Source organism: Bacteroides propionicigenes (genome assembly GCF_018390535.1).
GTDB classification, from domain to species: Bacteria; Bacteroidota; Bacteroidia; order Bacteroidales; family Bacteroidaceae; genus Bacteroides; species Bacteroides propionicigenes.
In genome coordinates, this window is the sequence record NZ_JAHBBW010000008.1 from 91880 (window position 1) to 104426 (window position 12547).

Here is a 12547-nt window from a genome sequence, read left to right on the forward strand (position 1 = left end):
AAATTCATCGTTTGGCTTTATTTTTTATTTATAGGAATTATAAACATCTTAACTTACTTGTTTCTTTAACCAAATATCAAAGAATTTATCATATACGCTATATACCCCTAATTCATTAGTCACAAAATCTTTATCCAATAGACCTTTTATCGCTCCTTGTACAGAACTGGCGGTCAGCTTATAAGTTTTCAGAAACCTGGAAGAAGTGATTTCCCGAGCCTTTCCTTCTTTGCAAATCGCAATGAGAACCTCTTTTTGCTTGGGTGGGAGCTGAAATAGAAGGGAAGAATAGGTAAAATTCAATTGCGATAAAATATTCTCAATCGCGATATGCACTTTATCAATCGTACATTCTTCACCCTCAGTAGTCATTGCATAAAGTGAGTTTGCCATAAATTGAATATACCAAGTTATTCCTTCAAAACACTTATAAACCTCTTGGACTGTTTCTTCTGTAATTTCTTTTTTATTTTCCGTAAAATGCCTTTTAATAAATTTCGTATAAATATCTATGGCAATAGAAGACAACTCCATAATAGCCGTACTCTGATAAAACGGGCGTGACGGGCTCGTAAATATTTCCCCCATCATATGACGCTGCGAACCAGCATAAATGAATCTTGCATTAGAGCAGTGTTGGATATGTGTCCGTAGCGTAGCCTCAACATCACTCTCTGGATATTTTGCAATAACTTGGAATTCATCAATGGAGATTAAACAAGGTTTATCAGCTTGTTCCAAGTAATAAAATATTTCATCAAGAGTTATAGTAGGGCTCTTTATATCCCCCATTTCCAAGTTCCAGCTGGGATTACCGCTAAAGTCAAAAGAAATACTGGTACGAAGAGAAGACAGACATTTGAGAAATAACTCCCATGCCTTTCTTCCACGAGGTTTTAGTCCGTTCAGAATACCTTTCCCAAATTCGAACACAAATTCCTGCAAGTTCTTTGTTGCATATATATCGATTAGGAACGTGTGATATTCTTCCTTTATTTGTTTCTGATGAAAACAATGTTCTATCAGACCTGTTTTGCCTAAACGGCGAGGGGATATCAGAGCTACATTATTCCCATTGGTTATGTAGCGTGTCAAGGTAGCTGTTTCGGCTATACGATCACAAAAGTACTCTGCTGAAACATACCCACTCGTTATAAACGGATTACTTTTTGTCATAAATCATATCTTTTACACAAAGATAATTATAATTTTATCATAATTATCTTTGTGCATTGTTTTTTTATTGAGAACATTCATTAAAAAAGGCACTTCTTGTGAATATAAGTTTATATTGTTTCGGCATACATCATTGGAGTATATATTGGGGAGACAGCGTATTTATTCTTACATATAATATTAATTTCCCGATTTTCCTCATAGTATGCTTCTCTTTTCATTAGCAGCGACTATTCATATTACTTTTTATTTACAAAAGTAGTTCAATGGAAACTCAAGGTATATTTATCAGTTATATAGCGAGTTATGGATTTATGCGTAGCACATTGATAATTAGAATATTACTTGTGGCATAGGTAGCATATGGGTAACTTTACAAGATTGTTGATATGCGGTAAAGTACATTCTATCAAAATAATAGTTGGATACTAAAAAAACATCATTATTTGCAAGCGGCTTATTTAAAAGCACTTATACATCTTATAGTTCTGCGAAAACTTTGCAGGTTTCGTTTGTTGGTATGCAAACGCAAGAAGTAGCTATTAAACCTAACTTAAGAGTAATTCTAAAAACAGATGCACATGTACTTGATGAAGTTATGGTAGTGGCTTATGGTACTGCAAAAAAATCATCTTTTACAGGATCTGCCGCTGTGGTGGACAGCAAGAAGATTGAAAAAAGACAAGTATCCAATATCACCAATGCACTTTCAGGAACAGTGGCAGGTGTACAAGTAATGAGTAGTGCCAATGGTGGTCAACCTGGTTCTACCGCAAAAATCAGAGTACGCGGTACTGGTTCTATGGCAGCCGGCAATACCCCTTTATATGTAGTAGATGGCGTACCTTATGATGGTGATTTATCTTCCATCAATACAGCTGATATTGAATCTACCACTGTTTTAAAGGATGCCGCTTCTAACGCGCTTTATGGTGCTCGTGGAGCAAATGGAGTTGTCTTGATTACCACAAAGAAAGGTATTGTGGGAAAAGCTACGGTAAATGTGGATGCTAAATGGGGTACTAATTCACGTGCAGTACCCAATTATGATGTATTAAAGAATCCGGGTACTTATCTGGAAAAAGCTTATGAAGCTATCTACAACGGTGTGTTGGGCACTAAGGGAGATGATTTTGATTACTCAACTCCCGAACTGGCGCATGCTGGCGCTAACAGCTTACTTAGTACAAACAAGTCTGGCGGTGTTGGATATCAAATATATACCGTGCCACAGGGGGAAGCTTTAATAGGTACTGATGGTAAGTTAAATCCCAATGCAACTTTAGGATATTCTGATGGGACTTATTATTATCAACCTGATGATTGGTACGATGAATTATTTGGGAAGGGGAATTTACGCCAAGAATATAATATAAATATATCAGGAGCGACTGATAAACTGAACTATTATATGTCTGCTGGTTATTTAGATGATTCCGGTATTATTGCAGGTTCCGGTTTTACCCGTTATTCGGCTCGTGCCAAAGCGGATTATCAAGCAAAGGAATGGTTAAAAGTAGGTGCTAATATGGCATATACTAATTATGATATGCAATCTCCCGCTGGGCAGGATAGCTATGCAGGTACTTCTTCTGCCAACTTATTCTATATAGCTAACTACATTGCACCTATCTACCCCATGTATACCCGCAATGCTGATAAATCAATTATGATAGATAGCAATGGCTTTACTGTATACGACTTCGGTGATGGAACAAGCGGAACGGGTGCTTCTAAAAGAACTTGGATGAGTGGTTCCAATCCTGCCGCAATGGTAGCTTTGGACAAACGCCAATATATAGCTGATGTGTTTAGCGGAAGATGGTATGCAACCGTCAATATTTGGGATGGGCTGAAGTTCACTTATAATATAGGTGTGGATGTAGACAACACTCGTTACAGTCGTTTGTATAATGCATATTACGGTCAGTATTCAAAAGTAGGTGGTATCGTATATGCCGGTTCTACCCGTACAATGAGTGTCAACCAGCAAGAATTGCTGTCATATACGAAACAATTTGGAGATCATAGTATTGATTTGCTTGTTGGACATGAAAATTATGATTACAAGTATCAATATTTGAATGGCAGTAAAGAAAAACTTTTCAATCCCGGTATCGTAGAGATAGACAATGCAATCAAAAATCCGTCTATCAGTTCGTACACAGATAACTATGCAACAGAAGGCTGGTTGGCACGTGCACAGTACGATTATGACGGCAAATACATAGCTAGCGCATCGTATCGTCGTGATGCCTCTTCACGCTTTGCTAAAAATCATCGCTGGGGTAATTTTGGTTCTGTAGGTGCTGCTTGGGTTATAAGTAAGGAAGATTTTCTTGCTAACCAGAAATGGATTGACTTTCTGAAATTCAAGATGAGTTATGGTATTCAAGGTAATGATGACTTGCTGTATAATGATGTATACGGTACAAAGAACTACTACCCGTATCAGGATCAATTCAATGTGTTGGAAAATAATGGAGATTTTGCTGTAAGCATGTCTTATAAAGGAAACGAAGACATTACTTGGGAAACGTCTTATTCTTTCAATGCAGGCTTTGACTTCAACCTGTTTGGAAATAAGCTGAATGGTAGCATTGAGTATTTCAGCCGCAAGACAACTGACATGTTATACTATATGCCGGTATCTCCTTCAAATGGTTATTCAGTATATCCTAAAAACATAGGTTCTATACGGAATAATGGTGTCGAAATAGATTTGAACTCAGACATTATCAACAATAGAAATATCCAATGGAATGTGTTTGCCAACGCCACTTTCGTGAAAAATAAAATATTGGAACTGGCACCTGAACTTAATGGAGAACTGATTTCCGGTGCTACTATTTATAAAGAGGGAAAATCAATGTACCAATACTATCTGCGCAAATACGCCGGAGTAAACGATGAGGGTGAGGCTCTTTATTATATGGAGACAAAAGACGAGAAAGGCAATGTTACACAGGAAACTACGACAAATTGGAATTTAGCCACTAAGTACGAAACTGGCGATATGCTACCTACGGTATACGGAGGTTTTGGTACCACTCTTACTGCCTACGGTTTTGACTTCTCTATTTCTTGTGCTTATCAGCTTGGCGGTCGTGTATATGATAGCGGTTATGCTTCATTAATGCATGGTGGTACAGCATCTCGTGCCGGTCAGAACTGGCATAAGGATATTCTCAGCTCTTGGAGTACTGCCAATACCAATACTAATGTACCTCGCGTAAACAGTGCTGATAAGTACACTAATGCATCTTCAGATCGCTTCCTTATCAGTTCTAACTATTTGGATCTTACTAATATTACACTTGGTTATACAGTACCTAAAGCTTGGCTTGCCCAGTTGAATATTGCCAACTTACGTGTGTTCTTTGCAGCAGACAATGTTGCCTTATTGACAAAACGCAAAGGACTTGATCCGCGTCAGTCCAGTAGCAGTGTAGATGCCATGAGATATTCTCCGGTACGTACAATTTCCGGTGGTATTAAACTCACTTTTTAAACTAAAAACATAAGACAAATATGAAAAAATATAAATATTTCTATCTTGTGCCCGCAATGGCGTTGTTGTGTTGCAACACCTCATGCGAATTGGACCAATTGCCTGAAGGCGGCACAATAACGACTGAACAAAAAGACCAAATACAGTTGAGTGATCCGGCCAAGCTGAATGCGGATGTAGTGGGATTGGCATCGGCACTGATTAAATTGGAAGCAATTTCTGAATGGGCAGGTGGTACATTGCATTTTGACTATGGTTTTGCTTCTGCTTGCATGATGCTAGATGCTAGTGGTATGGATATGCCTTCCGAAGATACAGGATATAACTGGTACAGGGATGGGTTACGACTGACTGACCGTACGGATACAGGTGAAAATACTTATTTCTTTTGGAACTTGTTCTATAATGAAATCAAGATGGCTAACGATATCTTGAAAGTGGCAAAAGCTGATGCAGAAGATCCTACAATGAAAAAATACCGCGGGCAAGCACTTGGATTCCGTGCATGGGCATATTTGAACTTGATACAAATTTATCAATTCACTTACAAAGGTCATGAAGATGCACCCGGTGTACCTATTCAAACAGAATTCATGACCCAAGAAGAGGCTGCCAATAATCCTCGTGCCACTGTAGCGAAAGTATATGAAACCATAATGACGGATTTAGACGAAGCCATCTCTCTACTGACAACAGAACGCCAGGACAAAAGCCAAATTAATATAAATGTAGCTTACGGTCTTCGCGCCCGTGCCAACTTGTTGATGCAAAATTGGGAAGATGCGGCTAAGGATGCAACAGAGGCTATGAAAGGATTTGTACCTTATACACGTGAACAAGTGTCCAAGCCTTCTTTCAACAGTGCTGATGTTCAATCTTGGATGTGGGCAAATATTATCGGTGAAACTAGTGATGTTGTACAAAGTGGCATTTTGAATTTCCCGTCACATATGTGTTCTTTTACTGGTAATGGCTATGCTCCGGGTTATGCAGGACGCTATATTAACAGTAAATTATATAATGAAATACCGGAAAACGATGTTCGTAAACTTTGGTGGGTGCTTGGTGAAGCTGTTTATAACCCGGAAAATCCTAAGGAATTTTGGGGATATGATTTCACAGAGACAGCTCCTCAAGTAGATTGGAACTGGAAAATAAACTATCGTGGTAATGATTATAATATTGCTGAATGGTTAGGTTGGCAGGCTCCTTACTTGAATATTAAATTCGGTCCTTATCAAAATATTTACAACAATGCTACTAATGCATGTGATTTCCCGTTAATGCGTGTAGAGGAAATGATTTTAATTAAGGCTGAAGCTTTGGCTCAACAAGGTTTGGGAGGAGATGCAGCCATAGCGTTAAAAGATTTGATGAAGAATCGTGACGAATCTTGGAATAAATCTTCCGTAACAGTTGATGATGTTTGGTTTCAACGTCGTATTGAACTATGGGGTGAAGGTTTCTCATTCTTCGATATGATGAGATTAAAGAAACCGTTGGATAGAACCGGAGCTAACTTTGCAGCCGGCTGTGCATTCAATATTCCAGCCGAATCTCAAATACTTTTGTGGATCATACCAGAAGATGAGATTAATAATAATAAAGGTATAACTCCGGAAGATAATAATGAAATAGTAGCAATACCTAAAGGGTAATTTATAGAATTATATACAGTATTGTTTTGGGCTGCCTTGCTTTTGAAGGCAGCCTTTACTATTTCTACCCGTATGAGTCTCTATAATGTGATAGGTTCATATATTAGCTATGGGATTTGTCCTTTAGTAACGTATTGATACATCGTTTGCCCTTTTCTTCGCTTACTTGTTACTACTTTTCTTAATTACTTAGGAATAAAAAACCTTATCCTTTATTTGTAATCTTCTCTTATAGGAAATTGTGTTTTATTTTAACATTGAAATTATATCTCCTACTTTTTATACAATATTTAAACTGTGTGTTTTTCTACTAACATATATATCTTTTTATTTACAAGAATAGTGCAATAAAACTATGAGTACATTCTAATTTGCGATAGCAAGAAGTATATCACTATATTTAAAATACTAAATACCAGATGTTTGCCATAAAACATAGGTAACATATAGGTAGTTTAGTTATATTGTCAATATATGTCAGAGTATCTTGTAGTGAGATTTTATGTGAGTTCCAGACTTTTAAAAGAATTACAAGAGTCTTATTTTCAACCACTTATAAAACCTGTAGTCCTGCGAAGACTTTGCAGGTTTCGTTCGTGGGTATGCAGGCACAGGAAGTTGCGATAAAACCTAATTTGAGGGTGGTGTTAAAGTCTGATACAGAAGTGCTTGATGAGGTCGTAGTGACGGCTGTTGGTATAAAAAGAGCTGAGAAATCATTGGCTTATAGTGCTAGTCAAGTAAAGAGTGAGCAAATTACGCAAACTGGTGATAGAAGTATGCTTGATGCTTTGTCTGGCAAGATTGCCGGTGTTAGTATATCTAGTTCTTCTGGTGCGGCCGGTGCTTCTACGCGAGTTTTATTGAGAGGCTTTTCTTCTTTGAATGGAAGTAATCAACCCTTATTTGTAATAGATGGCGTTCCCGTAAATAATGAAACACTACAGAATTCAAGTGATAATCAATTAGCTAATAATACAGACTTTGGTAATGGTATTAATGATATTAATCCTAATGATATAGAATCAATGACTGTACTGAAGGGTGCTTCTGCTGCTGCACTTTACGGATCGCGTGCTGCCAATGGTGCTATAATGATTACCACTAAAAAGGGAAAGAGTAATGACAAGATGAAAATTGACTTTGTTAGTAATACCACTTTCTCTAGAGCAGGTGTACTGCCTGAGTTCCAAAACAGGTATGGACAAGGATGGGGATTTGCCAATTCATTATTGGAAAATGGTAGTTGGGGACCTAAACTTGATGGCGTGGAACGCTTGTGGGGACATATTGTAGACGGAGAACAACTTTATAAACCATATTCGGCTCAGAAAAATAATATGAAAGATTTTTATGAGACAGGTGTTCAAACTGATAACTCATTGGCAATCAGTGGTGGTAAAGGGAAAACTACGTATTATATGTCTTACTCTAATATAACAGATAATGGTATTTTACCTGGTAATTCGGACCGTTACAGACGAAACGCTGTTTCTTTGAAGGGATCTTACGAAGGAAAATGGTTAACTTCATCTGCAAGCCTTAACTATATTAATAGAAATGTAAGTACGGCTTCTTCCGGTCAGGGATATTCCGTGTTTAATAATCTAATTCAGATACCGAGAGATTTTAGTATCGTGGATATGAAAGATTATAAGAATAAATTTTATAGTCCGGACAACTGGTATACTCCGTATGGTGTCATTAACCCTTATTTCAATTTAAATGAGGATGGCAATAAATATATTGAGGATCGTATTTATGGTAGTTTGGAATTGAGTGCTAAACTCTTTGATTTTTTGACTCTTACTTGGCGCGTTGGTGGCGACTTGAGTAACTATCGCAGTAAAAGTTGGCGTGCTATTATGATTCCTGAAGGAGCAAATGATACAGAAAGTGTAGAAACTGGTTATGTAGGTGAACGTACAGGGCAAAGAAGGGAATTGAATAGTGATGTATTTGCAAATTTCAACAAGCAGATATCGGAAGATTTCCATTTGAATGTACTGTTGGGATATAATGTGAATGAAAGATATAAAAAGACATTAAATGTTTCAGTTCAAGGCCTGGATTTGGAAAACTTTTATAATATATCCAATAGCCCTAATCCTGCAGTGAAATCGTCTGCTTCCTCTTTACGTCGTTTGATGGGTGTTTATGGGCAAGCGGATTTAGGCTTTAAAAATTATTTGTACTTGAATGTGGGGGCTAGAAATGACTGGTCATCTACATTACCTAAAAATAATAATTCTTTCTTCTATCCAACAGTAGGTTTGAGCTTTATATTTACTGATGCTTTTGAAGTGCTGAAGAATTTTATGACCTATGGTAAGGTACGTGTTAGCTATGGTCAGACAGGTAATGATGTGGAACCTTATATGATTAATGGTTATTATTCGGAAGGAACTGTAAGTAATCCTTTTGGTGATGGCTTGAAATATCCATTTTCGGGTGTAAATGCATATTCATATGGTAACATCATTGGTAATCCTAACCTGAAGCCGGAAATGACAAAAGAATATGAAGTTGGTTTGGACTTGCGTTTCTTGCAGAACAGATTGGGGTTAGATGTAACGTTCTATAATCGTGAAACAACAGATCAAATTATGCCGGTTACGATTAGTCCGTCAAGTGGTTATACAACTCAATATATGAACTTGGGATGTATTCGTAATAGAGGTATTGAATTGATGGCTAATGTTGTACCTGTTCGCACTAAAGATTTTGAATGGAATGTAAATGTAAACTGGACTTTGAATAGAAGTAAAGTTGTGCGCTTAGGCAATGGCTTGGAAGAATTTAATATTTTTGGTTTCACAAACGGTGTAAGTTTATTAGCAATGCCGGGAGAGCCTTTGGGAGTATTTGTTGGCTATGGTACGCAGAAGGATGAAAATGGTAATATTGTGGTAGATAGTCAAACCGGTCTTCCGAAGCAGTCGTCGACTCGTGAGATTTTTGGTTCTTCAGAGTATAAGTACATGATGGGTGTTGGCAGTGAATTGTCCTATAAGAGCTTTACTCTTGGGTTCAATTTTGATATACGTGTTGGCGGTTTGATGTATTCAAGAACCAAAGGTACTACTTACTTTGTAGGAAACTCTCCTCAAACATTATTCAACGACCGCCAACCGTTCATTGTTCCAGGATCTGTGATTGAAGTAAAAGATGCGGCAAACAATATTTCTTATGTAGAAAATACGACTCCTATTAACCATAGCTATTATGATAGTTATTGGAATAATAATGGTGGAGAGTTTGACAGAGGTGACTTGATTGACAAGACGTATGTGAAGCTGAAAGATATTCATTTATCATACTCTTTCCCGAAACAATGGATTGCAAAGGCTTATCTCAATAGTTTGGTTTTGAGCGCTTATGCTCATAATTTATGGGTGTGGACTCCAAGCTCTAATAATTTTGTTGATCCTACTGTCTCTAATATGGGCTTGGACTTGGAAAGTGAGTTTGGTGAGTTTAGTGCATCACCTTCCATTAAGAGTTTTGGATTTAGTATCAAAGCATCATTTTAATTCTTAAACAAGTAAATTATGAATAGACTTAAAATATTTCTAGTTGCTATCGCGGCTGTAACATTTAGCTCTTGCGATCAATGGTTGGATATAAATACGGATCCCAACTATCCGTCTGAAATACCTACAGCAATGCCAATTACTTCGGGTATGGGATCTGCAGCTACTGTAATTGGTGGACAGTATGCAATATTGGGAGCACTTTGGGCCCAGCATTTTACCCAAGATAACACAGCTAATCAGTATAAAGCTTGGGACTCTTATAATGTAACTTCCAGCGTGATGAATTCCGAGTATTTGAAATTATATGCGTATTCATTAACAGACTTTAAAAAGGCAATTAAACGTTCGGCAGAAGTTGAAGATTGGAATAATTATTTGATTGGTACTGTAATGGAAGCTTATGTTTTTCAAGTATTGGTCGATTTGTATGGAACTGTTCCTTATTTTGAAGCATGTAAAGCTGATGAGGGAGTTACCACACCAAAGTTTGATTCCGGTGAAGAAATCTACTCTGATTTATTTGCTAGACTAGATGATGCTTTGAGTAAGGACTTTAAAGCTACCACATGCACAGATCCGGGGAATGCCGATTTAATATTTGGTGGCAATATAGAACATTGGAAAGAGTTTGCCAATACATTGAAATTAAAACTTGCCATTCGCCAATATAAGGCAAAACAGAGTGAGTCGGAGCAGATAATTAACTCTATGCTTAATTCTGGCGTTAAGTTTCTTTCGGTAGATGCTTCTATTAATGGGTACAAAGATGCTCCGGGTAATTATAATCCTTTTTATGATTCAGAAGTTTATGGTTTGGGTAATGCTAATTTGAAAGCTTCCAATACAACTTTAAACTTTGTACGGGCTAACAATGACCCTCGTTTATCTTATATGTATGAGAAAGGTAATAGAGGAGAATATGAAGGTCTGGATCAAGGTGATTATTCTAAACCTGCTGCTGAGCAACCTACTGGCTCGTTATCAAAAGGTAAAATCTCGGCTTCTGATCCTGTCATTTTTCTCTCTGCAGCAGAAAGTGCTTTTCTGCAAGCAGAAGCGTTAGTGAAATGTAAAGGTGGGGCAGGTGCCCAAGATAAGTATGAAGAAGGGGTACGTGCTGCTTTTAATCGTTATGGAATTGCATCTGAAGCTGATGCTTTATTACAAACGGGTGCTGCCTATGAATATGATTCAGCTAATCCGTTAAAAAGTATTATTACTCAGAAATGGTTATCAATGTTCTTGTCTCAAGGACTTGAGGCGTTCTTTGAGTTTAATCGTACTGGTTATCCAGATCATTTTACCGTATCTAAGAACTCAATTTTAGTAGATAAGACAGCTTTTATACAGAGACTGGTATTTCCGGAATATGAGTTAACCTCTAATAAGGAAAATGTTCCTCAGCGTGTAGAACCAGATGTACCTCTGTGGTGGGCTGTTAAATGATTAATTAATAAAGAACGAAAAATATGAAGAAAATAATATCAATCATTATAGCTCTGTGTAGCATTACTTTAGTTTCATGCGATAAGGAAACTGAGGGGATATCTAAATTGACTGCTTTCCCGGAATTCCAAATGGAAGGTGCTGCTTTTATGAATGTAAAATTGGATCCTACCGGTACATTTACAGATCCGGGGGTAAAGGCTTTTGTCGGTGATGAAGAGTATCCTGTGAAAGTTACGGGCTCCGTTAATATTCAGGAAAAAGGCTTGTATACCTTGAATTATGAAACTGTGTCCAAAGAAGGTTTTCCTGTGACTACGAGTCGTATGGTGCTTGTTACTCCGGAGTTAGTACAGAATGATTATTCTGGTACTTATACTTTGGTGCATGCTACTAGAAAGAAGCAAATTTCAGTTGATTTGGTTACCGGTGAGTTGGGATATTATAAAGCAAGTGACTGTTGGTGGCAGACAACTGCTATTCCTTTGTACTTCTTGGATATGGGAGGGACGGAACTATTGGTTCTTACTAACAGTTGTGCATACGGTCCTATATCAGTAGTAGGAACAATAGATGCGGTAACTAAGACTATTCAATTTGACGCAACGTTTACTGGTGGTGTAAATGCTGGCGTTACTTTTAGTACAAAATGGGTTAAGGAGTAACAATCTAAAAAATAAAGAATATGATGAATCGTAAATTAATATACTTATTTATTTGTGCGTTGTTTGTGTTTTGCTCATGCAACGATGATGACAAGATAGACTATACAGCGCCTGGCATTTTGGCTGGTGAATGGTGGGTTACTTACTATCAAGAAACAGCTCCGGATAAATGGGAAGTTATCGGTGATTATAAGAATTTGCCTTTATATACTTACAACTCTGCAGCAAACAAAGCTGATGAATTGTTTGTAGATGATCTAGGGGAGTTTTGGGACTTTAAGGTAAAGGCTTTTGCTAATCCAGGTGCATTAAGTTTTGGATCTGATGCAGAATTGCCTAATTTGAGTTATGAGGATTGTAATGTGGTGATTACCGAAGGAAAGGTAATGTTTAATGTGGCTAAGTCAAAGACAGGTATTGTAACAGATAGTATTTGTTTTAAAGTCAAGTTCTCTGATGACTCTGAACAGTTAGTTTATAAAGTGGAGGGACATAAGCGGACAGGCTGGACTGACGATGAATATTAATAGACCTTAGATCTATATAGATTTAGGA

7 protein-coding genes are annotated in these 12547 nt (G+C 37.4%); 6 read left to right on the forward strand and 1 reads right to left on the reverse strand.

Annotation, left to right across the window (positions count from 1 at the left end):
* Positions 1-48 precede the first annotated feature (48 nt).
* Entirely contained in the window at positions 49-1176 is a 1128-nt protein-coding gene (locus tag KG118_RS11130) for an AAA family ATPase (protein ID WP_117712994.1), read from the reverse strand.
* A gap of 421 nt (positions 1177-1597) precedes the next feature.
* On the opposite strand from KG118_RS11130, the gene KG118_RS11135 reads away from it, so the two are divergent.
* The 6 genes from KG118_RS11135 to KG118_RS11160 all read left to right on the forward strand — a co-directional run bounded on the left by KG118_RS11135 (position 1598) and on the right by KG118_RS11160 (position 12519).
* Entirely contained in the window at positions 1598-4687 is a 3090-nt protein-coding gene (locus tag KG118_RS11135) for a SusC/RagA family TonB-linked outer membrane protein (protein ID WP_262898364.1), read from the forward strand.
* 20 nt (positions 4688-4707) lie between these two features.
* On the forward strand, positions 4708-6345 hold the full coding sequence (locus tag KG118_RS11140) for a RagB/SusD family nutrient uptake outer membrane protein (RefSeq protein WP_118324046.1): 1638 nt from the start codon (positions 4708-4710) through the stop codon (positions 6343-6345).
* A 464-nt stretch (positions 6346-6809) separates the two neighbouring features.
* Positions 6810-9878 (forward strand): SusC/RagA family TonB-linked outer membrane protein, encoded by a 3069-nt coding sequence (locus KG118_RS11145; protein WP_262898365.1) that lies wholly within the window; start codon positions 6810-6812, stop codon positions 9876-9878.
* A gap of 18 nt (positions 9879-9896) precedes the next feature.
* A complete protein-coding gene (locus tag KG118_RS11150) occupies positions 9897-11327 on the forward strand; it encodes a SusD/RagB family nutrient-binding outer membrane lipoprotein (protein ID WP_117710975.1) in 1431 nt (476 codons plus the stop codon).
* Positions 11328-11350: 23 nt separating this feature from the next.
* A complete protein-coding gene (locus tag KG118_RS11155; protein ID WP_117710976.1) occupies positions 11351-11992 on the forward strand; it encodes an immunoglobulin-like domain-containing protein in 642 nt (213 codons plus the stop codon).
* A 20-nt stretch (positions 11993-12012) separates the two neighbouring features.
* On the forward strand, positions 12013-12519 hold the full coding sequence (locus tag KG118_RS11160) for a lipid-binding protein (RefSeq protein WP_117710977.1): 507 nt from the start codon (positions 12013-12015) through the stop codon (positions 12517-12519).
* The last annotated feature ends 28 nt before the right edge of the window (positions 12520-12547 follow it).